Source organism: Mesorhizobium sp. M7A.F.Ca.US.007.01.2.1, assembly GCF_003998165.1.
Classification (GTDB): domain Bacteria; phylum Pseudomonadota; class Alphaproteobacteria; order Rhizobiales; family Rhizobiaceae; genus Mesorhizobium; species Mesorhizobium ciceri.
Genome location: NZ_RZQP01000015.1, coordinates 1 through 26,264, shown reverse-complemented (window position 1 = coordinate 26,264; position 26,264 = coordinate 1). Strand labels below are relative to the sequence as shown.

The 26,264-nt window shown below is 62.9% G+C and carries 25 protein-coding genes and 1 pseudogene; 8 read left to right on the top strand and 18 right to left on the bottom strand.

Going from position 1 to position 26,264, the window contains the following annotated elements; all coding sequences use genetic code 11:
• Positions 1–85: 85 nt before the first annotated feature.
• A complete protein-coding gene (pepN, locus tag EN949_RS04980; RefSeq protein ID WP_127371004.1) occupies positions 86–2,731 on the bottom strand; it encodes an aminopeptidase N in 2,646 nt (881 codons plus the stop codon).
• Positions 2,732–2,887: 156 nt separating this feature from the next.
• Here pepN and EN949_RS04975 point away from each other — a divergent pair, with 156 nt between their 5' ends.
• Together EN949_RS04975 and EN949_RS04970 are read left to right on the top strand one after the other, a co-directional pair.
• Complete coding sequence (locus tag EN949_RS04975) at positions 2,888–5,194, top strand: xanthine dehydrogenase family protein molybdopterin-binding subunit (RefSeq protein WP_127367178.1); 2,307 nt, start codon at positions 2,888–2,890, stop codon at positions 5,192–5,194.
• A gap of 71 nt (positions 5,195–5,265) precedes the next feature.
• Complete coding sequence (locus EN949_RS04970; protein WP_245461993.1) at positions 5,266–6,168, top strand: DMT family transporter; 903 nt, start codon at positions 5,266–5,268, stop codon at positions 6,166–6,168.
• On the opposite strand, the gene EN949_RS04965 is transcribed toward EN949_RS04970, so the two are convergent.
• From EN949_RS04965 to EN949_RS04955, 3 genes are all read right to left on the bottom strand, one after another.
• On the bottom strand, positions 6,169–6,981 hold the full coding sequence (locus EN949_RS04965) for a helix-turn-helix transcriptional regulator (protein ID WP_027162965.1): 813 nt from the start codon (positions 6,979–6,981) through the stop codon (positions 6,169–6,171).
• 54 nt (positions 6,982–7,035) lie between these two features.
• Complete coding sequence (locus EN949_RS04960) at positions 7,036–7,917, bottom strand: uracil-DNA glycosylase (RefSeq protein WP_064993390.1); 882 nt, start codon at positions 7,915–7,917, stop codon at positions 7,036–7,038.
• A gap of 198 nt (positions 7,918–8,115) precedes the next feature.
• The gene (locus tag EN949_RS04955; protein WP_084015702.1) at positions 8,116–8,760 is read right to left on the bottom strand and encodes a hypothetical protein; all 645 of its coding nucleotides are present in this window, start codon (positions 8,758–8,760) and stop codon (positions 8,116–8,118) included.
• A 10-nt stretch (positions 8,761–8,770) separates the two neighbouring features.
• Between EN949_RS04955 and EN949_RS35785 the strand changes: the two genes are divergently transcribed.
• The 3 genes from EN949_RS35785 to EN949_RS04945 all read left to right on the top strand — a co-directional run bounded on the left by EN949_RS35785 (position 8,771) and on the right by EN949_RS04945 (position 11,389).
• A complete protein-coding gene (locus EN949_RS35785; protein WP_156949323.1) occupies positions 8,771–8,917 on the top strand; it encodes a hypothetical protein in 147 nt (48 codons plus the stop codon).
• A 63-nt stretch (positions 8,918–8,980) separates the two neighbouring features.
• Positions 8,981–10,660, top strand: coding sequence for an electron transfer flavoprotein-ubiquinone oxidoreductase (locus EN949_RS04950; protein WP_013532620.1), 1,680 nt, complete (start codon positions 8,981–8,983; stop codon positions 10,658–10,660).
• 129 nt (positions 10,661–10,789) lie between these two features.
• Positions 10,790–11,389, top strand: coding sequence for a DUF922 domain-containing protein (locus tag EN949_RS04945; RefSeq protein WP_024505275.1), 600 nt, complete (start codon positions 10,790–10,792; stop codon positions 11,387–11,389).
• 4 nt (positions 11,390–11,393) lie between these two features.
• Here EN949_RS04945 and EN949_RS04940 read toward each other — a convergent pair whose 3' ends face one another.
• The 5 genes from EN949_RS04940 to EN949_RS04925 form a co-directional block, all read right to left on the bottom strand.
• Positions 11,394–12,440 carry an endonuclease/exonuclease/phosphatase family protein gene (locus EN949_RS04940; protein ID WP_127371647.1) on the bottom strand — a complete coding sequence of 349 codons (1,047 nt, stop codon included), beginning with the start codon at positions 12,438–12,440 and terminating at the stop codon, positions 11,394–11,396.
• A gap of 71 nt (positions 12,441–12,511) precedes the next feature.
• Positions 12,512–13,975, bottom strand: coding sequence for an AMP nucleosidase (locus EN949_RS04935; protein WP_245459357.1), 1,464 nt, complete (start codon positions 13,973–13,975; stop codon positions 12,512–12,514).
• 116 nt (positions 13,976–14,091) lie between these two features.
• Entirely contained in the window at positions 14,092–14,286 is a 195-nt protein-coding gene (locus EN949_RS04930; protein WP_027162961.1) for a hypothetical protein, read from the bottom strand.
• 39 nt (positions 14,287–14,325) lie between these two features.
• Complete coding sequence (locus tag EN949_RS35780; protein WP_023812838.1) at positions 14,326–14,484, bottom strand: hypothetical protein; 159 nt, start codon at positions 14,482–14,484, stop codon at positions 14,326–14,328.
• A gap of 224 nt (positions 14,485–14,708) precedes the next feature.
• Entirely contained in the window at positions 14,709–15,050 is a 342-nt protein-coding gene (locus EN949_RS04925; protein ID WP_013532615.1) for a DUF2147 domain-containing protein, read from the bottom strand.
• 449 nt (positions 15,051–15,499) lie between these two features.
• Between EN949_RS04925 and EN949_RS04920 the strand changes: the two genes are divergently transcribed.
• Positions 15,500–15,766 (top strand): sel1 repeat family protein, encoded by a 267-nt coding sequence (locus tag EN949_RS04920; protein ID WP_013532614.1) that lies wholly within the window; start codon positions 15,500–15,502, stop codon positions 15,764–15,766.
• Positions 15,767–16,158: 392 nt separating this feature from the next.
• Entirely contained in the window at positions 16,159–17,280 is a 1,122-nt protein-coding gene (locus EN949_RS04915) for an ABC transporter substrate-binding protein (protein WP_013532613.1), read from the top strand.
• A 91-nt stretch (positions 17,281–17,371) separates the two neighbouring features.
• Here EN949_RS04915 and EN949_RS04910 read toward each other — a convergent pair whose 3' ends face one another.
• The 8 genes from EN949_RS04910 to EN949_RS04875 all read right to left on the bottom strand — a co-directional run bounded on the left by EN949_RS04910 (position 17,372) and on the right by EN949_RS04875 (position 24,752).
• On the bottom strand, positions 17,372–19,354 hold the full coding sequence (locus tag EN949_RS04910; RefSeq protein ID WP_127367466.1) for an acetyl/propionyl/methylcrotonyl-CoA carboxylase subunit alpha: 1,983 nt from the start codon (positions 19,352–19,354) through the stop codon (positions 17,372–17,374).
• Between the two features lie 163 nt (positions 19,355–19,517).
• Positions 19,518–19,892: a hypothetical protein gene (locus EN949_RS04905; protein WP_164770151.1), complete on the bottom strand. Its 375-nt coding sequence runs from the start codon at positions 19,890–19,892 to the stop codon at positions 19,518–19,520.
• A 39-nt stretch (positions 19,893–19,931) separates the two neighbouring features.
• A complete protein-coding gene (locus EN949_RS04900; RefSeq protein ID WP_127366843.1) occupies positions 19,932–20,303 on the bottom strand; it encodes a hypothetical protein in 372 nt (123 codons plus the stop codon).
• 39 nt (positions 20,304–20,342) lie between these two features.
• Positions 20,343–20,813, bottom strand: a complete 471-nt coding sequence (locus EN949_RS04895) for a hypothetical protein (RefSeq protein WP_318011939.1) — start codon at positions 20,811–20,813, stop codon at positions 20,343–20,345.
• A gap of 93 nt (positions 20,814–20,906) precedes the next feature.
• Positions 20,907–22,514: a carboxyl transferase domain-containing protein gene (locus EN949_RS04890; RefSeq protein WP_127366842.1), complete on the bottom strand. Its 1,608-nt coding sequence runs from the start codon at positions 22,512–22,514 to the stop codon at positions 20,907–20,909.
• A gap of 2 nt (positions 22,515–22,516) precedes the next feature.
• Positions 22,517–23,680, bottom strand: a complete 1,164-nt coding sequence (locus EN949_RS04885; protein WP_127366841.1) for an isovaleryl-CoA dehydrogenase — start codon at positions 23,678–23,680, stop codon at positions 22,517–22,519.
• A gap of 65 nt (positions 23,681–23,745) precedes the next feature.
• Positions 23,746–24,396, bottom strand: coding sequence for a TetR/AcrR family transcriptional regulator (locus tag EN949_RS04880; protein ID WP_127366840.1), 651 nt, complete (start codon positions 24,394–24,396; stop codon positions 23,746–23,748).
• 71 nt (positions 24,397–24,467) lie between these two features.
• The gene (locus EN949_RS04875; protein ID WP_127366839.1) at positions 24,468–24,752 is read right to left on the bottom strand and encodes an acylphosphatase; all 285 of its coding nucleotides are present in this window, start codon (positions 24,750–24,752) and stop codon (positions 24,468–24,470) included.
• Between the two features lie 175 nt (positions 24,753–24,927).
• Here EN949_RS04875 and EN949_RS04870 point away from each other — a divergent pair, with 175 nt between their 5' ends.
• Complete coding sequence (locus tag EN949_RS04870) at positions 24,928–25,920, top strand: helix-turn-helix domain-containing GNAT family N-acetyltransferase (protein WP_127366838.1); 993 nt, start codon at positions 24,928–24,930, stop codon at positions 25,918–25,920.
• 35 nt (positions 25,921–25,955) lie between these two features.
• Here EN949_RS04870 and EN949_RS04865 read toward each other — a convergent pair.
• Positions 25,956–26,264, bottom strand: a pseudogene (locus EN949_RS04865) (pyridoxal phosphate-dependent aminotransferase); the annotation flags it as partial.

Sequence of the window (26,264 nt, the reverse complement as noted above, 5' to 3'; positions counted from 1 at the left end):
CTGCTGGCAGGTCCTGGTTGAAATTCACCAGCTTGGCGGCGTGCACGGATCTCCCTTCTGCCACAAGGGGGAAGGAAGAGAGCGGCTAAGCCAGCGTGCGCTCGACAATATCCCGCAGATCCGCCGACAGGTTTTCGGCGCCGGCGATCGAGAGCAGCGCTTCCCTGGCCTTCGCCTGCCGCAAGGGTTCGAGCGAACGCCAGGATCTGAGCGCCGTCGCCAGCCTTGCCGCCACTTGCGGGTTGCGCTTTTCAACCTCGAGGACGGTTTGAGCAAAGAACCAGTAGCCTTCGCCGTCGGCCCGGTGGAAGCCGGTCTGATTGGCGCTGGAGAAGGTGCCGATCAGCGAGCGCACCCGGTTCGGATTGCCCATCGAGAAGGCCGGGTGGTTGGTCAAGGCCTTCACGGTGTCGACGGTTTGCGGCCCCGGTACGCTGGCCTGGATCTGGAACCATTTGTCCATGATCAGCGGGTCGGACCCGTAGGTCGTCTCGAAAGCCGCCAGCGCCTCGACCGCCTCGGGCGAACCGTGGTGACGATGCGCGAGCACGGCAAGTGCTGCCGCGCGGTCGGTCATGTTGGTCGCGGACTGGAAATGCCCGGCAGCGAGTTCCGCTCCGCCCGGCTGCAGCGACAGATAATCCAGCAGGGTGTTGCGCAAGGCGCGTCGTCCGGCGCTTGCCGCGTCGGGGCTGAACGCTTCTCTGTCGGCAAGGCTGAGGTAGAGGCCCGAAAAAACGTCCCGGTTCGCAGTGCCGATCGCCAGCGCCAGTGCCTCGCGAGCCGCATAGATGGCATCGGGGTCGATGTTCCTGCCGATGTCGCGGGCAATGTCGGCTTCGCCGGGCAGGGCCAGCGCCAATGCCCGATAGGCCGGCTCCAGCGTCTCGTCGCCGGCAATGCTGCCGGCGAGCTCGGTCAGCCGCGGCGCAAAGGCCGGCTGCTTGCCGCCGAGGATCTCGCGGAACGCTGATATCAGCGCATCGGTCAGCAATGTGTTGAAAGCCTGCCAGCGCGAGAAGGCGTCGCTGTCATAGCGGGCAAGGAAGAACTGGTCGTCGGCTTTCTGCTCGACGGACAATGTCACCGGCGCCGAAAAGCCGCGGTTGAGCGACACGGCCGGGCGCTCGGTGACGCCTGAAAACCGCACCATGTGGCGGCGCTTGCGGATATGGATGACGCCGTCCTCGACGCTGGCGCCCTCGACGCTGCTATACGGCACAGGCTTGCCGCCGGCGCCGATCAGCCCGAAAGCGAGCGGGATGTGCATCAGCCGCTTGCGGCTTTCGGAGGGTGTCGGCGGCACCGACTGCTCGATTTCGAGTGTGAACTCCTGCGCGGCCGGATTGTGCGCCGAACTGATCGTCAGGTTCGGCGTTCCCGCCTGATGATACCAGAGCGCGAACTGCGACAGGTCGCGGCCGGACGCATCCTCGAACACCTTGATGAAATCCTCGATCGTCGCCGCGTCACCGTCGTGCCGCTCGAAATAGAGGTCCATGCCGGCGCGAAACACGTCGGCACCGAGAATTGTGCGGATCATGCGCACCACTTCGGAGCCCTTCTCGTAGACCGTCGCGGTGTAGAAATTGTTGATCTCGCGGTAGCGGCGCGGCCGCACCGGATGCGCCAGTGGGCCCTGGTCCTCTGTAAACTGGTGGGCGCGCAAGGTCCGCACCTCGGCAATACGCTTGACCGCGCGCGAGCGCTGGTCGGCGGAGAATTCGTGGTCGCGGAAAACCGTCAGGCCTTCCTTCAGGCAGAGCTGGAACCAGTCGCGGCAAGTGATTCTGTTGCCTGTCCAATTGTGGAAATACTCATGCGCTATGATCGCCTCGATATTGGCGAAATCGGCGTCCGTCGCGGTCTCCCGGTCGGCCAGCACATATTTGTCGTTGAAGATGTTGAGGCCCTTGTTCTCCATCGCGCCCATGTTGAAGTCCGACACGGCGACGATGTTGAAGACGTCGAGATCGTATTCGCGGCCGAACGCCTCCTCGTCCCATTTCATCGACCGCTTCAGGGCGTCCATCGCATAGCCGGCCAGCGTCTCCTTGCCGGGCTCGACATAGATGCCGAGCTCGACCGTGCGGCCGGACAGGGTGACGAAACTGTCCGCGAGCCGGCCGAGATTGCCGGCTACCAATGCGAACAGATAGGACGGCTTGGGGAAAGGGTCGTGCCACACGGCATAATGCCAGCCGTCGCCGAGGTCGCCCTTTTCGAGCGGGTTGCCGTTGGACAGGAGCAGCGGCGCCTCGTCGCGCATTGCCTCCATGCGCACCGTGTAGACGGACAGGATATCGGGACGGTCGAGGAAATAGGTGATGCGGCGAAAGCCCTCGGCTTCGCATTGCGTGCAGTAGACGTGGCTCGAGCGGTAGAGGCCCATCAGGGCTTCGTTGCCCGCCGGCGCCACCTCGGTCTCGATGAGCAACTGGAAGCGCCGCGCCACCGGTGGCTCGAGGATGGTCAGCTGGTCAGGCGTCGCCAGCAGATCCGCCGGTTTTACCTTCTTGCCGTCGATCTCGATGCGCTTGAGCGTCAGCCCGTCGCCGTCGAGCACCAACGGTGCCGACACGGAGACGCCGTCACGGCGCTCTATCGTGAGCACGGCGATGACACGCGTTGCGTCTGGCGAAAGGCGGAAGGTGAGGTCGGTTTGCGGAATGAGGTAGTCGTTGGGGCGATAGTCTTCGAGCTTGAAGACCTGGCCGGTGTCCGTGCGCATTCCGTGGGTTTTCCTGTCGATTGCGTTGGCGGCGGATTGTGTCCGCTGGTCCAAGAAATTTGAAGTCCGCGCTCTTTACACGAAACGGCCCCTCGACAAAACTGAGGCAATGCCTATTTCAGGCGTTCGTTCTCCTGTCATCATCACGAGGCATCCATGACCGTCGTCACACCGAAATTCGGCATGGGCGCATCCGTGCTGCGGCGCGAGGATGCCGCCTTCATCCAGGGCCAGGGCCGTTATACCGACGACATCCAGCCGGCTGGCGTCCTGCATGGCTATGTCCTGCGTTCGCCGGTCGCCAAGGCCAGCTTCACCATCGGTTCGACCGAGGCGGCGAAGGCCGCACCTGGCGTCCATCTGGTACTGACCGGCAAGGACCTTGCCCATCTCGGCGATCTGAAATCCGGCGTCATGCAGGAACAGCCGGACGGCACCAAGGCGCCGACGCGCGACATCCCGATCCTGTGCCGCGACCGCGTCAACTATGTCGGCGATGCCGTTGCCTTCGTCGTCGCCGACAGCCGTGCCTTGGCGCAGGATGCCGCTGAACTGATCGATGTCGACTATGACGGCGAAGACGCAGCCTCCGGGACTGCAAATGCACTTGCCGAAGGCACGCCGCTGGTCTGGCCGGAGCTCGGTTCCAACCGCGCCTTCAGCTACCACATGGGCGACAGGAAAAAGACAGAAGCGGCTTTCGCCAAGGCCGCACACGTCACCCGCATCGAGTTCGTCAACAACCGGCTGGTCTGCAACTACATGGAGCCGCGCTCCGCGATCGGCGAATGGAACGCCGAGGAGAAGCGCTTCGTGCTGACCACCGGGTCGCAAGGCGTGCACTCCATGCAGTACATCCTGGCCAGCGTGTTCAAGATCAAGAAGGGCCAGTTGCGCGTCATAACGCCAGATGTCGGCGGTGGTTTCGGGCCGAAGAGCTTCGTCTACCGCGAATATCCGCTGGTGCTGGAAGCGGCGAAGCGGCTTGGCCGCCCGGTGAAATGGGCCGGCGACCGCACGGAACACTTTCTGACCGACGCGCAAGGCCGCGACAATTTCGTCACGGCCGAGATGGCACTGGACAAGGACGGCCGCTTTCTCGGCATGAAGGTGGACCTGCTCGCCAACATCGGCGCCTATATCTCGCAATATGGTCCGTTCATCCCCTATATCGGCGTCACCATGTCGACCGGTGTCTACGATATCCAGGCGCTCGACGTCTCGGTGACCGGCCTCTACACCAACACCTGCCCGGTCGATGCCTATCGCGGTGCCGGCCGGCCGGAAGCAGCCTTCCTGCTGGAAAAACTGGTCGATGCCTGCGCCCACGATCTCGGCCTGCCCGTCGAGGAGATCCGCCGCCGCAATTTCATCCGGCCGGAGCAATTTCCCTACCGGACGCAAACCGGCCGCCTCTACGACACCGGTGAATTCGAAGGCCATATGGAGCGCGCCATTGAGCAATCCGAATGGAAAGCGTTTCCGGAGCGGCTGGCGCAGTCGAAGGCCGGCGGAAAAATCCGCGGTCTCGGCATGGCGACCTATATCGAGGCCTGTGCCTTTCCGGGCTCGGAGCCGGCCTTCGTCGAACTCAATGGCGACGGCACGGTGACGCTGAAGATCGGCACCCAGACCAACGGGCAGGGGCATGCCACCGCCTATGCGCAGTTCCTGTCGGAAAAGCTCAATCTCGACATCGACAAGATCCATGTCCGCCAGGGCGATACCGACGAATTGAAGGCCGGCGGCGGCACCGGCGGCTCGCGCTCCATTCCGCTGGGGGGTGTGTCGGCTTCCCGCGCGGGCGAGGATCTGGCCAACAAGATCAAGCGCATCGCCGCCGACGAGCTGGAGGCTTCTGCCGGCGACATCGAGCTGTCCGATGGTGTTGCCCGCATCGTCGGCACCGACCGCACGATCGATTTTTCCAGCATCGCCAAGGCCGCCAAGACGCCTGACGACCTCAAGGGCTTTGGCGAGTTCGTGCAGGACGAATGCACCTATCCCAACGGCACTCATATCTGCGAGGTCGAGATCGATCCCGACACCGGTGCGACCGAGATTGTCCGCTACACCATCGTCGATGATTTCGGCGTCACCGTGAACCCGATCCTGCTCGCCGGCCAGGTGCATGGCGGCGTCGTGCAAGGCATCGGCCAGGCACTGACCGAGGACACTGTCTACGGCGAGGACGGACAGCTTTTGACGGCGAGCTTCATGGATTACGCCATGCCGCGCGCCGACAATTTCCCGTTCTTCCATTTCGAGACCCGCAACGTGCCGTCGACGACCAATGCACTCGGCATCAAGGGCGCGGGCGAGGCCGGCACCATCGGCTCGACCCCGGCGGCACTCAATGCGGTGACCGACGCGCTCTGGCGCGCTTATGGCGTCAAGCACATCGACATGCCGGCAACGCCGGCGCGTATCTGGGCGACGATCCGAGAAGCGTCGGGAGCGTGACAGCAGGCCCCGGCAGCCCCTCGGCCACAGCCAGCGATGATGCCGGCGGGCACGACACGCTTACCGGCATCATGCTCAAGATCGTGTCGGTGGCGGTCTTCGTCGGCATGCAGACCTGCATCAAAGCCGCAGGCACCGTTCCGGCCGGCCAGATTGTCTTCTTCCGCTCTTTCTTCGCCATCTTCCCGATCATCGCCTTCCTGGCCTTCAGGAAAGAACTCGGCACTGCCTTCACCACCAAGCGTCCGTTCAACCACATCGCCCGCGGCCTGGTCGGCGTCTGCGCCATGGGGCTCGGCTTTTTCGCGTTGACCCGGCTGCCGCTGCCGGAAGCGATCACGCTGAACTACGCGCAGCCGCTGCTGGTGGTGGTGTTCAGCTCCATCTTCCTCGGCGAGGCTATCCGCGTGTATCGCTGGAGTGCGGTCGCGGTCGGCCTGGTCGGCGTGCTGATCATCTCCTGGCCGGAACTGACGCTGCTGAGTTCCGACGAGGCGCTCGACGACCAGGAAGTGCTTGGCGTCATGGCCGCTCTTGTCGCGGCAGCGATCTCGGCCGTCGCCATGCTCTTGGTGCGCAATCTCGTGCAAAGCGAGCGCACGGCGACCATCGTGCTGTGGTTTTCGGTGACGGCGAGCGTCATGTCGCTGCTCTCGCTGCCATTCGGCTGGCAGGCGCTGACGCCGCTCCAGGCGGCCCTTCTTGTTGCCGCCGGCTTCTGCGGCGGCCTTGGCCAGATCCTGATGACGGCGGCCTATCGCCATGCCGAAGCCTCGGTCGTGGCGCCGTTCGAATACACCTCGATGATCCTAGGCCTCGTCGTCGGCTATCTCGTCTTCGGCGACGTCGCCACGCTCCATATGCTTGTCGGCGGCCTGATCGTCGTCGCCGCCGGCATCTTCATCATCTGGCGCGAACGCCAACTCGGCCTGGAGCGCACCCGCACGCGCAAGGCATCTTTGCCTGAAGGGTGATTACGACAGCTCGGCTCGCTCCTTCGCCAACCGAACCAGCACCGTCCTCGTCTGTTCATCGGCGGGGAAAAACGATTCGATCGCCAGTTCCGAAAGCGTCACGTCGAGCGGCGTGCCGAACACGGTGATGGTGCTGATGAACGACAGCACCTGATCGCCATGCGCCAGCCTGAGCGGATGCACGATGGCGTTCGGCTCGACCGGCGACGGCCGGCTGCCTCTCAAGCCTGACGGATAAGTCCTCAGCTCACGCTCGAGTTCGATCAGCACCGCGTCGCCGCTCGCGTCATTCTGGTGTTTCAGGCGCTCGAGCAGATGCGTGCGCCATTCCTGAAGATTGACGATGCGTGGCGCGATGCCGCCGGGATGCAGGCTGAGGCGAAGCACGTTGACCGGCGGCGTCAGCAGCGAAGCCTCGCTGACATCGGCAAGGAAGGGAGCGATGGCGGCGTTGGCCGAAACCAGGTTCCAGTGGCGGTCGACAGCGAGTGCCGGGAACGGCTCGTGGCCTTTGAGCACGATTTCGACCGCCGCCATCGCCGGCGCCATTGTCGTGTCGGTCAGCGAGCGTTCGCCGAAACTGGGGGCAAAGCCGGCGGCGAGCAGCAACTGGTTGCGTTGCCTCAGCGGGATCGACAATTGCTCGGCCAGATGCAGCACCATGTCGCGCGAGGGCGCGGCGCGACCGCTTTCGACGAAGCTCAGATGCCGCTGCGAGATTTCGGCCTCCATGGCCAGGTCGAGCTGCGACATGCGCCGGCGCGTGCGCCATTCGCGAATGAGGCTGCCGGCGGAGGTTTGGGCTGTTGTCATGAGTGGATGGTTAGGCTGGTGAGGACGGCATTTCAATTACCTGCGAGGTTATCGCTAGGTGAGCGCTCGCAGCTTTGCCTTCACTTCGAGGAAATCCCGCCACGCCAGCTTCTTGTGCGACGGGGTTCGCAGGAGATAGGCCGGATGCAGCGTCGGCATGGCCGGGATGGCGATGCCGGATGCCGTCGTGTGAACGCGCCAATTGCCGCGCAGCCGCAATATGCCTTCCGAGGTGTTGAGCAAGGTCTTGGCCGACGGGCCGCCAAGGTTGATCAGCACCTTGGGATTGACCAGCTCGATCTGCCGTTCGATGAACGGCCGGCAGATCTCGGTTTCGTGCGGCGTCGGCGTGCGATTGCCCGGCGGCCGCCAGGGAATGACATTGGCGATATAGGCTGAAGTGCGGTCGAGCCCGATCGCGGCCAGCATGCGGTCGAGCAGCCGGCCCGAGCGGCCGACGAAGGGCAGGCCCTCGATGTCCTCGTCGCGGCCGGGCGCCTCGCCGACCAGCATGACGGCGGCTTCCGGGTTGCCGTCGGCAAACACCAGGTTCTTGGCGGTGGCCTTGAGATTGCAGCCCTCGAACGCCGCCATATGCTGGCGAAGCTCGTCCAGCGTCGTTGCTGTGGTCGCCAATTGGCGGGCAAGTGCCGCCTGCGCTTCGTCGGGAACCGCAGTCGTCGCAGACGGCGACCGCGCAACGGGTGGTGCATTTGCTCTGTCCCCGGCTTCGCCGCGGGACACGGTCGTCGAGCGCAGCGGTGCGGCGGTGTCACCCGAAGGCGCTGCGATCGGCGCGCGCTCCATCGGCTTTGGCGCAACCTCGGCGAACCGGTTCACCGGCTGCTCTTCGAGCGCCTCGTCGACGCCCACGCTGGCGTAAAACGCCAGCAGGTCGGCGATATCAGGTCTGTTGGTTGGGGAAGCGGCAGTCATCGATTCACATTCGTCCGCGTGGCGGCAATTTGCAAGGCTGGCAGCTTGGGTTCCTTCGCAGCCTCTCGCCGGCGCGTTGGCTGACGGAGCATCAAACGAAAAACCCGCCTGTGCGGCGGGTCACTGGCGCAACTCAGCACCATAGGCAAAAATGTACCATAGCTGAGCTCACCGAGTCAAGAAAAAATTCCTATCGTGTCAGCCCGTTGGTATGCGCGGATCCTGCACCAGGTAGAAGGTCCATCTTGGCGTGTAGTCGGTCATCAGGAATTCGAAGCTGGCGGTTTTCAGCGGGTCGACCTTGCCATTCCTGAACAGCAGCCGGTCATAGGGTTCGAAATCGCGATCGAAATCGGCGAAATTGCTCGACCGGATATTGTCCGGCGTCTTGTTGCGCTGGTCGAAGGAAAGCCCGTCGCCGAACACGCTCGGCTGGTTCAGGATCTCCTGCAATTCGAACTGGAATTCGACCCAGGCCTGGCCGCTGTTGTTGAGCACCTCGATGCGCATATACATCATGCCGTTGGCGAATTCGCCGGCCTTGCCGAAGGCCTGGATCGGCTTTGTCGTGCGGATCGTCAGCGTCACCGGCGTTGACGAAGTCAGCTCTTCGGTGATGACGAACGGATCGTCCTTCGTGCCGATGCCCGAGGCGCCGGTGATGTGGAAGCCGCCAAGCTCGTCGGAGAAGGAGTAGGCGCCCGCCGCCCAGACCTTCACTTCGTCGGCGGCAGCGTGCTGCGGCGCCAGCATCAGAAGGGCCAAAAGGAGCGCCCGGCGGATCCGGCCGGGCGGGAAAAGAAAGCGCGTCGATGAAAAGCCGGCTGGCCCAGGAAAGCGCATGGCGTGAAGTATGGCCGATAAGCAAGCCGTCGAACAATTAAAAACGCGCGCCTCGCAGGCAATGGCGGGCGAAAAGCAGTCTTCCAGCCTCGCAATGCGCGACTTTTTGGCCAAAACGGCATTGTCACGTATGCGCCGGTTTCCTGTCGTCAATTGATGCGCTATGCAGCGCGGGAGCCAGCAAGATACCCGAATGGGATAAGCCAGTGCGGAGGGGTTGATGAGCGACATCGAACGCGAAAGCATGGAATTCGACGTGGTTATCGTCGGTGCCGGGCCGGCGGGCCTCGCCGCCGCCATCCGCCTCAAGCAGGTCAATCCCGAGCTTTCGGTCGTCGTCCTGGAGAAGGGCGGTGAGGTCGGCGCCCATATTCTCTCCGGCGCCGTCGTCGATCCGATCGGCATCGACCGGCTCTTGCCGGGCTGGCGCGACGAGGACGGCCATCCCTTCAAGACGCCGGTCACCGCGGATCATTTCCTGGTCCTTGGTCCTGCCGGCTCGTTCCGTCTGCCCAACATTTTCATGCCGCCGCTGATGAACAATCACGGCAACTACATCGTTTCGCTGGGCAATGTCTGCCGCTGGCTGGCGACCAAGGCCGAAGCGCTCGGCGTCGAGATCTATCCGGGCTTTGCCGCTGCCGGCCTGCTCTACAATGAGCAAGGCGCCGTCACCGGTGTCGTTACCGGCGACATGGGCGTCGAGAAGGACGGAACGCACGGCCCGGGTTTCGCACCCGGCATGGCGCTGATGGGCAAATATGTGCTGATCGGGGAGGGCGCTCGCGGCTCGCTCGCCAAGCAGCTGATCGCCAGATACAAGCTTTCCGATGGCCGCGAACCGGGCAAATACGGCATCGGCCTGAAGGAACTCTGGCAGGTCAAGCCGGAGAACCACCGGCCGGGGCTGGTCCAGCATTCCTTCGGCTGGCCGCTTGACTTGAAGACCGGCGGCGGCTCGTTCCTCTACCATCTCGAGGACAACCAGGTGGCGGTCGGCTTCGTCCTCCACCTCAATTACAAGAATCCCTGGCTGTCGCCGTTCGAGGAATTCCAGCGCTTCAAGACCCATCCGGCGATCGCGGCTACGTTCGAAGGCGGCAAGCGGCTGGGCTATGGCGCGCGCGCCATCACCGAGGGCGGCTGGCAGTCGGTGCCGAAATTGTCCTTCCCCGGCGGTGCGCTGATGGGCTGTGCCGCGGGCTTCGTCAACGTGCCGCGCATCAAGGGTTCGCACAATGCCGTGCTGTCCGGCATGCTGGCGGCCGAGCATGTCGCCGAGGCGATCGGCGCCGGGCGCGCCAACGACGAACTCGCTTCTTACGAGGAAGCCTGGCGCGCGACCGACATCGGCAAGGATCTGAAGAAGGTGCGCAACGTCAAGCCGCTGTGGTCGCGCTTCGGCACCATCGTCGGTGTCGGCCTTGGCGGTCTCGACATGTGGCTGAACACGCTGTTCGGTGTCTCGCCCTTCGGCACGCTGAAGCATGGCAAGGCCGACTATGCAACGCTCGAGCCTGCCGCCCGGCACAAGAAGATCGCCTATCCGAAGCCCGATGGCGTGCTGACCTTCGACAGGCTGTCCTCGGTGTTCCTGTCCAACACCAATCACGAGGAAAACGAGCCGGTCCACCTGCTTGTCGGCGACATGGAGCTGCAGAAGCGTTCCGAGCACGATGTCTTTGCGGGCCCCTCGACGCGCTATTGTCCTGCCGGGGTTTACGAGTGGGTCGACAAGGACGGCAACGCCGCCGCCGATCCCACGGCCAAGGATGTGCGCTTCGTCATCAACGCGCAGAACTGCGTCCACTGCAAGACATGCGACATCAAGGACCCGAACCAGAACATCAACTGGGTGCCGCCGCAAGGCGGAGAAGGCCCGGTCTATCAGGGCATGTAGGCCCGCGCCGGCCGCAGCGCGCAAAGGTCCCGACGATGGCTCGGGGTCTCCCGTGGCATGTGGAACATTAGAACTGTTGAAACTGCCGCGCGCTTATGGTTCCATTCCTTGACGATAAGGAGATGGCCAATGCGCCTGGCGGTTCTGGCATGCCTTGTGGCGATCGGTGCGCTGTTCGGTTTGGCTTCGGCGGCCCCGGCCGGCACCAGGGTGGTGGTCAAGACGCGGACCTACGACATCACCGGGAACACGGGGCTGGCACTAGTCCAGGCTATGGACCGCAAGGGGCCGAAGCACGGCTTCATGACGCATGCCATCGCGCTGACCGGCTACGCTGTGGATTGGGACCTCGACACCAGCCAGGACAATGGCGTCTGCCGCTTGCGGCGTGCCAACGGCACGCTCAATCTCTTCTACACGTTTCCGCGTGTCGCCTCGGCCACCACCCCGACGCTCCGGAAGCGCTGGACGCGGTTCTTCGCCGGCGTCCGCGCCCATGAGGAAACCCATGGCCGCATCGCCAGGGAGATGATGCGGGCCACGGAAAGATCCATCTCCGGCCTCAGGATTGCCGACGACCGGTCCTGCTACAAGACACGTCGCGAGGCACAGCGACGCATCAAGGCCACCAATGCCGCATATGAGGCCAAGCAGCTCGCTTTCGATGCGCGCGAGCATCGCGACGGCGGCCATGTCCAGCATCTCGTCATCGCTTTGGTCAGGCCCTGATCCTTCAGCCTGGCGTCTTGCCGGTCTGGACAATGGCCGCGGTCGCGGTTTCATGTTCGTCGAGCGGCTTTTGCTGGTTCAGCCTGAGCGAGAACTCCACCATGACCGGAAGGTGATCCGAGCCGGTGTCTTCCAGCCGTGTCGCCGAATGGATCGTCACGCCGCCCTTGCTGAAAACCTGGTCGATCGGCAGGCCGGCGAAGCGCCGCAGGAAATCCGGCAGCCTGATGTGGATCCAGGTCGGGCCGGCGGAAGGCATGACGGTCAGCCCGCCAAGCGCCGCGACCCGCCGCACTGCGGCACTCCATGGGGCGGCATTGCAGTCGCCCGCCATGATGGCCGTCTCGCCGAGCGCGGAAAGCGGCTCCGTCAACTCGCCGATCTGCCAGTACTGCTCGCGTGGCCAGGGCCAGCTGAGATGGATCGCGGCGACATCGACGTCGATGCCGCCGAAGTCGACGGTCGCTGTCGCCATGGCACCACGCCTTTCGCAACGCGCCTCGGTGCCGGCGGCAAAGGGCCGCCGCGAGAGCAGCGCGACGCCGAATATCTTGTTAGGGTAAGGACAGAGGATACGGTATGGATATGCGCTGCTGATATAGCCAAGCTCGGTCGCCCACATCGCCGACACCTCGTCGAGGGTGATCACGTCGGGATTGGTCCGGCCGATCAGCGACAGCACCTTCTTCGGCGTTGGATTGTCGTAGCGCAGGTTCATCTGCAGCAGCTTGTAGATCGCGCGGTCTTCGTTCTTGGCTTCATAGGCCGCCTGAACCGGCCACAGGCGGGAGAAGGACACCGAGCCGGAAGTGGTGGCGAAGGCCGCCACGGCAAAAAGCAGTGCCACGGCCGCTTGCAGTCGAAATGTCGTGGCCAGCAGCGGCAGTGCGCAAAGCGCCATCAGCACGGCAAGGTGGACGCGGAAATGCGAGAAGGAATCGAAGGCGGGATGCAGCGTTCCGAAAAACCCGGCCACCAGCGCGATCGAACAGGCCAGCATTGCCAGGAATGCAACCGAAATCAGCAATGTCCCGAAGCCCGCTTTCTCCATGCCGCCTGCTTATCGGCAGAAATGCGGCTCAATCAAGATGGCGAAACGCCCATGCGATGCGTGGAACCGGCCTACTGGAACGCCGTTTCCGAAAAACTTCTGAGCTTGCGCGAATGCAGCCGCTCCATCGGCATTTCCGCGAGCTTCTCCATAGCCCTGATGCCGATGGTCAGGTGCTGCGCCACCTGGCGCTTGTAGAATTCGGTCGCCATGCCGGGCAGCTTCAACTCGCCATGCAGCGGTTTGTCCGAAACGCACAGCAGCGTGCCGTAGGGAACACGGAAGCGGAAGCCATTGGCGGCGATGGTCGCCGATTCCATGTCGAGTGCGATGGCGCGAGATTGCGACAGACGCTGTACCGGCCCACGCTGGTCGCGCAGTTCCCAGTTGCGATTGTCGATGGTGGCGACGGTGCCGGTGCGCATGATGCGCTTCAGGTCGTAGCCCGAAAGGCCGGTGACTTCGGCGACGGCTTCCTGCAACGCCACCTGGATCTCGGCCAGCGGCGGGATCGGCACCCAGACCGGAAGATCGTCGTCCAGCACGTGGTCCTCGCGCACATAGGCATGCGCCAGCACATAGTCGCCCAGCGCCTGGGTGTTGCGCAGGCCGGCGCAGTGACCGAGCATCACCCAGGCATGCGGCCTCAGCACCGCAATATGGTCGGTGATGGTCTTGGCGTTGGAAGGCCCGACGCCGATATTGACCATGGTGATGCCGCCATGTCCCGATTTCTTCAGGTGATAGGCCGGCATCTGCGGCAGGCGCGGCGGTGCAACGCCTTCGCTGGGCGCGCTCTGCCCGCCCTTGGTGATGACATTTCCCGGCTCGACGAACTCCGTGTATCCGCCGCCGCCATTGGCCATCAGGTCGCGGGCGCGGGCGACGAATTCGTCGATGTAGAACTGATAGTTGGTGAACAGCACGAAGTTCTGGAAATGCTGCGGCGTGGTTGCCGTATAGTGCGACAGCCGGTGCAGCGAGTAGTCGATGCGCTGCGCCGTGAAAGGCGCCAGAGGCCTCGGCTCGCCGAAGGCGACTTCGAAGGTGCCGTTGGCGATCTGGTCGTCGGTGCCATCGAGATCCGGCACGTCGAACAGGTCGCGGATCGGCCGCTTGATACGCTCTGCCGTCGCGCCGTCGACATGGGTGCCTTCAAGGAAGGCGAAATGCAGCGGGATGGGTGTGGTCGATTCCGACACCGTGACCGCAACCCCATGATTGCGCATGATCAGGCGCAACTGCTCGACGAGGTAGCTTTCGAACAGGCCCGGCTGGGTGATGGTGGTGGAAAAATGCCCAGGCGTCGGCATATGCCCATAGGCCTGGCGCGAGTCGATCTGGGTGAATGAGTTGGTGGTGACGCCGATCTCCGGATAGAAGGCCCGGTAGCGCTTGCCATTGTCGCCGCCTGCCGCCGCCAGCTCTGCGAAGGAGTCGCGCAGGAACTTGGTGTTGCGGTCGTAAAGCGCCTGCAGTGCCTTGACGGCCTTCTCGGCGCTATCAAAGCTTTGCCGGCCAAAAGGCTCCGGCATGACGACAGATTCGATGGCTTGTGGGTAGATTCGCTTTTCCATGGCTCAATATAGAGACTTGGATCGGCACTTGGGAGGGGTGTCGCGACCGAAGGCGGTCAAAGCGCCGTTTTTCTTCAACCGCGCTGCAGGCTGACCAGAAGCACAAAGCCGACGCCGGACTTCTTCAGGGCCGGTGCGTCGATCGTCGAGCCGGTGTCGGCGCGCATCATCGGCACGGCCAGGACCGGAGCGGCCAGAACCGTCAGGATAAGCGCCGCCCGCGGCAGAAGCCGAAGGGTCTTGAGTGCGTTGGCGGCGATGCGGTTCATGGCGTTCAGCTTTTCTTTTCGAGGTCTTGGTTTCTTTGTTCAGTTGCGAAGATGGGTGGGGCAGGCGAGGCGGCAGGTTCTGGAACTGGCTTCGTCCCAGGCGCGGGCCGGACGGCCCGCTTCAGCGACGAGGATGGCGAAGAACATTCCAAACAGGCTCACCAGCAGGCAGACGATGGTGAAGCGGCGAGCAAGCATTGGGTCGGTCTCCTTCAACACGCCGGAGAATGCCCTGATGCAACTGAACCGGCTCTGATGGCGGCGTTCATCTGCGGTTCAAGATGATTGACGGGGTTTCGACGGCGCCGGCGTCGGTTGGATAGCCGCCGGCCTCCATCGAGCATCACCGGCGCAGGATGTATCGACAAAACGAAAACGGGGCCCGTCGGGGCCCCGTCATCAGGTCGGAAAGATGCGCTCGATCAGAGCTTGTGCCAGGTCTGGCTCTTGCAGATCAGCCCGCCGAGCACGCAGCCGCTCATCTTGAGAGAGGTGCCCGACAATGTCGCCTTGCCCGAATAGGTCTTGTCGTTTGCCGGATCGGTGATGTTGCCGGCATATTTGTTGTCGCCCGTCGCCTTGAGCGAGCCGATGGTCTTGCCGGCATATTTGCCGGACTTAAGCGTGATGGAAAACGAGCCGCCGCCAGCGATGGCTGCGGTGTCGCCGGCCTGCGTCTTCCAATTGCCCTCGATCGGATCGGCCCAGGCCGCACCGGCCATGATCAATGTGGCCGCAAGGGCCAGGCTCACTCTTCGAAACATGTCTTCCTCCCTTTAGATGTCCGGCCGGATGCTCCGCCTCGCCGGTCTGCCGCTTACGCAAACGTAAGCTAATCCAGCTCCCGGCAAAACAAAAGCGGTGCCGCAACGGAAGACTTTCGGATTTTGAAGGGCCCCGAATGCGCCTCCTGGCCAAGGAAATGAAACGATCGACGCATCGCCTTTGTCTCCTGTGGTTAGCGAAGTCTTGAATTGGCATCGGGAAATTTTCGTCAAATTTGACGCAAGCAGGCTGAATTGCTGGCTTTGTATCCTTAACGAATTTTTGCGTTTACCTCTTGTTTTAGCTTTGTTTTCCTCAAATTAAGCACGCCATTTAACGACGGATTCAAGCCTGCACGGCATTCTCGAAAGCATCGGAAGAGCAGCCGCCAAGGACGAAAGAAGGCAGCTCTCGGGAGCCTGACAGGGGCCGGAAACAGGGGATTGAAATGGCACGTTTTGAAATGCTTGAAGCAGGTTTCGGCGCCATGGGGGCAACTGCCCAGGCGGACATCCTTTTCGAACTGGGCATGATGTATGCGACCGGCCGCGATTGCGAGACCGATGTCGTTGCCGCCCACAAATGGTTCAACATCGCCGCCATCAAGGGCTCGGCCCGCGCCGCGGAACTGCGCTCGGAACTGTCGGCGGCCATGTCGAAGGTCGAGATCGCCACGGCGCTTCGCGAAGCCCGCGAATGGATGACCATGCACTGAAATCTGCCAATCGCAGACAGGCCTATCGAAGACAGGGAAGCTCCGGGATCAAGGCCGCACAGACGGCCGGACCCGGCGAAATTGAAGGCCGCGCAAGACGGTCACGAAGGCAAGAGAAAGAACGCGGCAGGCCGCAAGGCCCAGTCGTGCGCGACACAGGGAAGCTGAGCGGGATTTTTAGGGGCGGGGCGCCTGGAGATTGCTCGACGGGCAAAAAAGCCACGACCAGCCGGAACAAGGCTGGCGTAGCTTTTTGCGTGGATGACGTCTTGCAGGCCCAATCGAGCGGCGCCAATGCGCCTAGACAGGCCGAATGAAGGATGAAATTGTCCCGCCTCTCTGGAAGAAGCGTGGCCGGGGCGGCCGCGCGTGAGTGGAGGAGTTCTACCATCATGAAAAAATTGAGTATTTTGAACGCGGCCATATTCGGCCTGATGATGAGCACGCCGGTCGCATTCGCCGACGATATCACCTTTGCGGTGATCGGCCCGATGACCGGACAGCTCGCCACCATCGGCGATCAGTTCAAGCAGGGCGCACAGGCCGCTGCCGATGCGATCAACGCCGCTGGCGGCGTCAACGGGTCGATGATCAAGCTTGATATCGAAGACGACCAGTGCGATCCCAAGCAGGCGGTGTCGGTTGCCAACCGCGTCGTCGCCGATGGCGTCAAGTTCATCGACGGCCATGCCTGCTCGGGTTCGAGCATTCCGGCCTCGGCCGTCTATGCCGAAGCCGGCGCGCTGATGATGAGCCCGGCTTCTTCCAACCCGGTGCTGACCGACGCGGCCGCCAAGGCCGGCTGGCCGACGATCATGCGCCTTTATACGCGTGACGATGCGCAGGGCGCCTTCATCGGCCCATGGATCGCCAAGAAGTTCGCCGGCAAGAATGTCGTCGTCCTGCACGACAAGAGCGCCTACGGACAGGGCGTGGCTGACGCCGTCAGGGCAACGATGAATGCCGGCGGCCTCAAGGAGGTCTATTATGACGGCATCAACGCTGGCGAGAAGGACTATTCGGCTCTCGTCACCAAGCTCAAGGACTTGAAAGCCGACGTCGTCTATTTCGGCGGCTACCATCCTGAAGCTGGCCTGATCCTGCGTCAGTCGGCGGAACAGAACCTGAAGTTCCAGCTGATAATGCCGGACTCCATCGCCTCGCCGGAATTCTGGCAGGTCGCTGGCCCGGCCGGCGAGGGCACCATGTTCGTCTTCCCGTCGGATCCGCAGGCAAAGCCGGAAGCCAAGGCAGCCGTCGAGAAAATCAAGGCCGGCGGTTTCGTGCCGGAGGGCTTCACGCTGTTCTCATACGCCACCATCCAGGCATTCGCCGAAGGCATCAAGCGTGCCGGCAGCGACGATCCGGCCAAGGTTGCCGAGGCGCTGAAGAACGGCACGCCGATCAGCACCGTTGTCGGTAATGTCACCTTCGACGAGAAGGGCGATCTCAAGAATGCCAGCTACGACATCAACCAGTGGCATGACGGAAAATATGCGCCGATCGCGCAGTAATCGCCGGCCCGGCGACTGAATAGCATAGGGAAATGGCCGGGGTCGTCCCCGGCCATTTTCTTGTTTGCCCTGTAGTCTGCCTTTCGAACCGTCAGCTGGCTACAGCGGCCGAAGCGGCTTGTTCCTCGACGAACCGTACCAGCACCGTCCCGTCGGTCACCTGCACGCCCTCGGTGGCGATCTCGGCGATCACGCCGTCATGCGGCGCGGCGATGGTGTGTTCCATCTTCATCGCCTCCAGGATTAGCAGCGGCTGACCCTTGATCACGGCATCGCCCTTTCCCACGCGCACCAGCTTGACCAGTCCCGGCATCGGCGCGCGCAGGCTGCCTGAACCCGCCGCTGCCTCGTCGGCCCGTGCCAGCGGGTCCGGCACCGTAAAGGTGTAGCCGACGGCGCCTTCGAACACGGTGATGTGGCCTGGCCAGCGGGCGAGGCGTGGTGTTGAGCGAAAATCATGCGAATTGGTGTCGTCATAGGGCTTGTCCAGCGTCACCTGGAACCGCCCGTCATGCCGCACCGAAACTTTCGCCACGATTTCGTCTTCGCCAAACTTCAAACGTGTGCCTCGCGCCACGCTGTGGAAATGCGCATAGCCGGCAAGCGACGACCACGGATCGTTGGGTGACGGCGATGCTCCGGCGCCGGAGGCCGCAACGGCCGCGGCAGCGATGGTTTCGCCGGTCGGCGGCGCGATCTCGGTCAGTGCCGTCTGGTGTCTGGCGATCAGGCTGGTGTCGACGTCGCCGGCGGCGAAATCCGGATCGGCGGCGAGAGCGGCAAGAAAGGCGGTGTTGACGGTCGAGCCGGCGACCTCGGTCCGGGATAGCGCCGCGCCAAGCGCCTCCAGAGCCGCCTGCCTGTCCGTTGCGTGGACGACCAGCTTGGCAATCATCGGGTCGTAATAGGGCGAGATGGCGTCACCCGCTCGCACGCCAGTCTCGATGCGCATCGTGGCGCCTTGCGGGGCCGCATCCGGAAATTTCAGATGATGCAGCGTACCGGTCGCCGGCAGGAACCCTTTTGCCGCGTCCTCGGCATAGATGCGCGCCTCGAAGGCATGGCCGACGAGCGCGATCTCGCTTTGCGTCTTGGGCAGCTTTTCGCCTGACGCGACCCGCAACTGCCATTCGACCAGGTCGGTGCCGGTGACCATTTCGGTGACCGGGTGCTCGACCTGCAGACGGGTGTTCATCTCCATGAACCAGAAGCGGTCGGCCTTCAGGCCCTGCGAGGCATCGACGATGAACTCGATGGTGCCGGCGCCTGAATAATTGATCGCTTTGGCGGCCTTCACCGCCGCCTCCGTCATCGCCTTGCGCAAAGCGGGCGTCATGCCGGGCGCCGGCGATTCCTCGATCACCTTCTGGTGGCGGCGCTGCGCCGAGCAGTCGCGCTCGTAGAGATGCACGACATTGCCCAAATTGTCGCCGAAGACCTGCACTTCGATATGGCGCGGCTTGTCGACATATTTTTCGACCAGCACACGGTCGTCGCCGAACGCGGCTTTCGCCTCGCGCCGTGCGCTGGACAACGCCTCGGAAAACTCATCGGGATGCTCGACCCGGCGCATGCCCTTGCCGCCGCCGCCGGCGCGCGCCTTGATCAGCACTGGATAGCCGATCTCGCGCGCCTTGGAGGCAAGCAGCACGATCTCCTGCGCCTCGCCATGATAGCCCGGCACGACCGGCACGCCGGCCTTTTCCATCAGCCGCTTGGCGGCGTCCTTCAGCCCCATGGCACGGATAGAGGCCGCGGATGGGCCGATGAAAATAAGCCCCGCCGCTGTCACCTGGTCGACGAAATCGGGATTTTCCGACAGGAAGCCGTAGCCGGGATGAATGGCTTGCGCACCCGTTGCCAGGGCCGCCGCGATGATCTTGTCGCCGCGCAGATAGCTTTCGCCGACGGGCGAGGCGCCGATATGCACCGCCTCGTCGGCCATCTCGACATGCAGGGATTTTGCGTCGGCATCCGAATAGATGGCGACGGTACGCACGCCCAGCTTCCGAGCCGTACGGATGACACGGCAAGCGATCTCGCCGCGGTTGGCGATCAGGATCTTGGCGAACATGGAGCCTCCGCATGTAAGGTTCGAAGTCCATGGGAAGCATGGCGCTTGAACACCCCCCTCTGTCCGGCAGGACAGAGGGGGGTGCTGTCCCGCGAGCCTTTTAAGCCCTCGGAGTAGACCTCTCCCTTACCAGGGAAGTGCTCTACCTTGCGGTCGGCTGTACCTACTTCGAGGCCGCGATCTCGCAACTGCCGCCGGTCGTGACTTTGTAGTGGCCGCGGGTGGACTGACAGGATTTCATCGCCAACTCTTCGGCCGTCTTTTGAGATGGTGCGTTGAGGTGGCCGCCGCAAACTATGTACGACGACATTATCCGTGCGTAGGGAGTGGTTGCGTACGCTGAATGGCCACCGGCCGCGACATAGGCCTTGTAGGCCTTGGTGCAGGGATCCTTGGGATTTCGCGGCAGGTACGGCGGGAACCGCTTGTCTCCCTCGCTTCCCGCCAGTGAGCCGGCCATGCCCGCGCCGCACGCCGCGATCGTCAGCAATCCGGCCAATATCGCCATGGCTGTTCGCTTGGAATTCGTGGATTTCATTTTGTCTTCCCCAAGGAAAAAAACCGGGCGCTTTCAGGTCTATTTGGACGCGGCGATGCTGCAGGCGCCGGCGACGGTAACCTTGTATTTGCTTTTGCTGGCCTGACAGGATTTCAGTGCCAGTTCCGCCGCCGCCTTTTGTGACGATGCATTCAGCTTCACGCCGCAAACGAAGTACTCGGTCGCCGGAACGATTGGCGTCGCCGCGAAAGCCGAATGGCCCGCGGCTGCGAGATACGCTGCATAGGCCTTCCCGCAGCCCCCGGTGGTTCCTATAGGAATGGTCACCGGGTAGCGCACGTCGCCCTTGCTGCCTGCCAGCGATCCGGCCATGGCGGCGGTGGAGGCCACCACCATCAGCAAGCCTGCCACTATGGGGGTGGCTGCTCGTTTGCAGGTCCCGGATTTCATTCTGCTTCCCCCATTCGCAAAAAAGTCTCGGCCGGTTGCTTATTTCGATGACGAGATTGCGCAGCCGCCACTCGCGGTCTTGAGCTTCCACCGTGTCAACCCGGCCTGGCAATTGCGCAGCGCCGTCTCTTCCGCCGCCTTCTGGGACGGCGCGTTGAGCTTCGTCCCGCAGATGATGTAGAGGTCGACAACGCGCGAATAAAAGGTTGTGGCGTAGGCCGAATGGCCGCTCGCCGCGACGTAACCCTTGTAGGCAACGTTGCATTCGCCCGAACCCAAGGTCGGCGGAAAACGCACGTCTCCCTTGCGTCCTGCGAGCGATTCCGCCGAGCTGATGCCGGTCGCCGTTAATATTAGAAATGCGGAAAGTATCGAAGCAGCCGTTCCTTGGCAATATTTCAGTTTCATTTCCAGCCCGTCCCCATTGCCCCATGCTGGATAAACAGTAGCGAATATTTTGTCCCCCCGCCAGTTCACTGTTTGAGATTCGAAGCCGCCTATACTGACCAATCGCTTGGTCCATACAGTTCAGCCTTTTCACACGGCAGCAACGGCCTGCCGGTATAGTTCCGCCGTTTGGCTGTCGAAGTTGACCGTCCATTCTCACATCCGAAACACGCCAAAGCGCGTGTCCTCGATTTCGGCGTTGAGCGCGGCCGACAGGCTGAGCGCCAGCACGTCGCGCGTCTTTGCAGGATCGATGATACCGTCGTCCCAGAGGCGTGCGGACGAATAGAGCGGATGGCCCTCATGCTCGTATTTCATCAGGATAGGCTTCTTGAATTTCGCCTCTTCCTCGGCGCTCCATTCTCCGCCCTTGCGCTCGATGCCTTCGCGTTTGACCATGGCAAGCACCGTTGCCGCCTGTTCGCCGCCCATCACCGAGATGCGGGCGTTCGGCCACATCCACAGGAAGCGCGGTGAATAGGCGCGGCCGCACATGCCGTAATTGCCGGCGCCGAACGAACCACCGATGATGACAGTCACCTTCGGCACCTTGGCGGTGGCAACCGCCATCACCAGCTTGGCGCCATCCTTGGCGATGCCGCCTGCTTCATATTTTCGACCGACCATGAAGCCGGTGATGTTCTGCAGGAAGACCAATGGAATTTTGCGCTGGCAGCACAGTTCGATGAAGTGCGCGCCCTTCAGCGCGCTTTCGGAAAACAGCACGCCGTTGTTGGCGATGACGCCGACCGGCATGCCATGGAGATGGGCAAAGCCGGTGATCAGCGTGGTGCCGTAATTCTGCTTGAACTCGTCGAATTCGGAACCGTCGACGACGCGCGCGATGACCTCGCGCGCGTCATAGGGCTGGCGCAGGTCGGTCGGCACGATGCCATAAAGTTCATCCGCCGGATGAAGCGGCGGAATCGCTCTCCTAGAGTTCAGGCTTACAGTCTTGTTCCGATTCAGGTTCTTGACGATGCGCCGGCAGATGGCGAGGGCATGGTCGTCGTCCAGCGCATAGTGGTCGGCAACACCGGAAAGCCTGGTGTGCACATCCGCACCGCCGAGATCCTCGGCACTGACATCCTCGCCCGTCGCCGCCTTCACCAGCGGCGGGCCGCCGAGGAAGATGGTTGCCTGGTTGCGCACCATGATCGTCTCGTCGGACATCGCCGGCACATAGGCGCCGCCCGCCGTGCACGAACCCATGACGCAGGCGATCTGCGGAATGCCTGATGCCGACATGTTGGCCTGGTTGTAGAAGATGCGGCCGAAATGCTCGCGGTCGGGAAACACCTCGTCCTGGTTGGGCAGATTGGCGCCGCCGCTGTCGACGAGGTAGATGCAGGGAAGATTGTTCTGCAGCGCGATCTCCTGCGCCCGCAAATGCTTCTTCACGGTCAGCGGATAATAGGTGCCGCCCTTCACGGTGGCGTCGTTGACGACGACCATCACCTCGGTGCCTTCGACGCGGCCGATGCCGGCGATCATGCCGGCCGAAGAGATCTCCTCGCCATACATCGACCATGCCGCGAACTGGCCGATCTCGAGGAAGGGTGAGCCGACATCCAGCAATTGCGCAAGGCGCTCGCGCGGCAGAAGCTTGCCGCGCGAGACATGGCGCTCACGCGCTTCCTCCGAACCGCCGAGCTCGACGGTGGCAGCCTTCTCCGCAATGTCGGCGACCAGCGCCCGCATGCGTTCGGCATTGGCACGGAAGGTTTCGGAGGAGGGGGAGATCTGGGTTTGCAGCGTGGCCATACCTACACCCCCTCCGCCATGATCTCGCGGCCGATCAGCCAGCGGCGGATTTCGCTGGTGCCGGCGCCGATCTCGTAGAGCTTGGCGTCGCGCAACAGGCGGCCGGTTGGATAGTCGTTGATGTAGCCGTTGCCGCCAAGCAGCTGAATGGCGTCGAGCGCCATCAGCGTCGCCTTCTCGGCGGCAAACAGCACGCAGCCGGCGGCATCCTTGCGCGTCGTCTGGCCACGGTCGCAGGCGGCGGCGACGGCATAGACATAGGCGCGCGCGGCATTCAGCGTCGTGTACATGTCGGCCAGCTTGCCCTGCACCAGTTGGAACTCGCCGATCGCCTGTCCGAACTGCTTGCGCTCATGCACATAGGGGATTGCCACGTCGAGGCACGCCGCCATCAGGCCGATCGGGCCGCCGGCAAGCACCGTGCGCTCATAGTCTAGGCCAGACATAAGCACTTCGACGCCGCGCCCTTCCTCATGCAGCACGTTGTCGAAGGGCACCTCGACATCCCTAAACACCAGCTCGCCGGTGTTGGAGCCGCGCATGCCGAGCTTGTCGAGCTTTTGCGCCACGGAAAATCCGGCAAAAGCCTTCTCGACGATGAAGGCGGTGATGCCGCGCGATTTCTGGTCCGGATCCGTCTTGGCATAGACCACCAGCGTCTCGGCGTCCGGCCCGTTGGTGATCCACATCTTGGTGCCGTTGAGCACGTAGCGGTCATTGCGCTTTTCGGCGCGCAGCTTCAGCGAGACGACGTCCGAGCCGGCGCCGGATTCCGACATCGCCAGCGCGCCGACTCGCTCGCCCGAGCACAGCGGCGGCAGGTATTTTTCCTTCTGCGCCTGCGTCGCCCAGCGGTTGATCTGGTTGACGCAGAGGTTGGAATGGGCACCGTAGGAGAGGCCGACCGAGGCCGAAGCGCGCGAAATCTCCTCGACGGCGATCACATGGGCGAGATAGCCCATGCCGCTGCCGCCGAAATCGGGGTCGGCGGTGATGCCGAGCAGGCCGAGCGCACCGAGTTCGCCCCACAGATGCGCCGGGAATTCGTTCGAGCGATCGATGTCGGCGGCGATCGGCGCGATCCGGTCCTGGGCAAAGCGCCGCACCATGTCGCGCAGCGCCTCGATCTCTTCGTCATGCCCGAAGCTGAGCGTGTTGGTGTACATTTTTCTCCTCCCTGCGCATGACCCCGAAAATCGACTTTGATTTTCGGAAAGGGATCATGCGCGAATCAAAATGCTGCAGCGTCCTTTGCGCGTCCGAAGGGACGCGCGGCGCTGTAGGCGTCGATCTTCGCGCCGACGAGCCGCATTGTCATTGAAAGATATCTCGTGGTCACTTCGCCGATCGACAGCCGTTCGCCCGGCCGAAACCAGACGATGACGCCGGTCATCATCTGGATCAGCGCCATGGCGGTCAGCCCGGTGTCGTCGATGCTGAAGGTGCCCGTCTCGGCGCCGTCGCGCAGGATGGTGCGCAGCTCCTTCTCGTAGGCAGTGCGCATGCGCAGGATCTGCGTCAGCCTTTCCGGCGACAGGCTGCGCAATTCCATGTTCGACACATGCGTGGCGTGCCGTCGCTCGATGTGGAAAGTGATGTGGTTTTCGACATAGGCCGAAAGCCGCTGCACGGGATCCGCATTAACCGGGCGAGCTGTTTCCCACGCTTCGGTCAAACCTTCCATGTGCTCGCGCATCAGCGTGAACAGAAGCTCTTCCTTGGTCGGAAAGTAGCGGTAGAGCGCGGCCGCCTGTACGCCGACCTCGGCGGCGAGCTTTCGCATCGACATCGCCTCGTAGCCAAAACGCGCGATCAGATTGACCGCCGCCTCACGAATGGTCGCTTCAGTCTTTTCGCCATCAGACCCGGCGGTGCGTGCCATGTCAGCTCCTCTGTGGAGCAGTAATAAAACGAACGTTTAATTAATTCAAGGCGCTTAATCCAAATCCGCCTTCATGCCACGATTCTGAACCCAACAGAGGCGTTGTCTGCCTCCAACTCCTCGACGTCGACCGTGGAAACCAAAGCCCCGGCCGGCCCTTTCCAGAGGCGCTCGATCATTGTCGAGACCGCCTCATCGAGGCCTGCGATCTCGGCCGTTACGGACCCGTCCGCTTCATTGCAAACCCAGCCCGCAAGACCAAGGCTCGTGGCCTCATCCCGGGCCCAGGCTCTGAAGCCGACACCTTGCACGTTACCGTAGACGCGTGCGTGCACTTTCCTGCGATGACCAGCCACGAATCTCTCCAAGCCTGTCTCGTTTTGAATCTGGCGCACGGCCTGAGGAATGCAACCTGCGCGCGGACGCAATAGCTGGGCCTTCCGGCTTTAGCTGGCCTTCTGGCCTTGAATTTAATTGACTCAGTCCACTAATTTAGGAAAATGGAACTGCTTTATTAGGAGCTGGCCGCAAATGTTGGACGAACGCAACGCATTGGTGGCCGATGTCCGGCGCTTCAATCGCTTCTACACGCGCACTGTCGGCCTTCTCGACGAGACGCTGACACAAAGTGCATTCACTTTGACCGAGGCGCGCGTGCTGTTCGAACTGGGTCACCGCAGCAACCCGGCTTCCGCCGAAATCGCCGGCGAGCGAGGTTTCCTGGCTGGAGCTTTTCGGCTGGAGAATGGCCCGGCGGCCTCCGAAATATCGAGACAGTTGCGTGTCGATGCCGCCTATCTGACGCGGATCCTGCGCAAGTTCGCGGGCCAGGGGCTGACCGAGACCAGAACGGACCCGGCTGACCGGCGCCGAAGGGTCCTCTCGCTGACCGCAAGGGGCGAGGCAGCGCTTGCCAGGCTGCAGGCGGCGGCCGATCGGGATACGGCGCGGCTGATCGAAAGCGTACCCGACGACAGGTTGCATGAACTGCGCAGCGCCTTGCGCAAGGCGGGGGAATTGCTGGGTGATCCCACCCGTGAAAGCGGCGAGGTGACGTTGCGGCCGCACCGCGTCGGCGATGTCGGCTGGGTCGTGCAGCGCCAGGCCCAACTTTATGCCGAGGAATATGGCTGGACGATCGAGTTCGAGGCCATGCTCGCCGAGATCGGCGCCGATTTCATTCGCAATTTCGTGCCCGGCCGCGATTTCTGCTGGATCGCCGAGCGCGGTGGTCAGCCGGTCGGCGCGGTGTTCCTGGTTCATCAGGATGACAAGGTGGCCAAGCTGAGAATGCTGCATGTCGAGGCGTCGGCGCGCGGCTTCGGCATCGGCAAACGACTGGTGGCGGAATGCGTGAACCAGGCCCGGGCTTGCGGCTACGCCAAGCTGGTTCTGTGGACCAACGACATCCTCGTTGCGGCGCGCGCGATCTACGAACGTGCCGGCTTCAGGCTAGTCTCGCAGGAGCACCACCGCAGCTTCGGCAAGGATCTGACCGGCCAGACCTGGGAAATGGATTTGTAGGCGGCTTTCGCTGCCGGTTGCGCGCCAGCGGTATCCTAATTACCCCGCGCTGCCGCCAAAGCACCGGGAAGTTCCTCGGCAAAAATGTCGAGCTCGTGATCGAGGCCGACGCTGACGCGGATGCAGCGGTCGAGCCGTGGCACCATCGGCTTGCGGATGAAGACGTCGCGTGACAGCAGGGCTTGCAGAACTTTCAGCGCGAAGGCGCCATCGCCGCAGCAATCGATGGTGACGAAATTGGTCGCCGACGCCAGTGGCTTCAGCCCGTTCGCCTCGGCAATGCCGGCGATGCGTCGGCGGCCGGCCGCGACCCGCGCCACCACGCTTTGCAGATAGTCCTGATC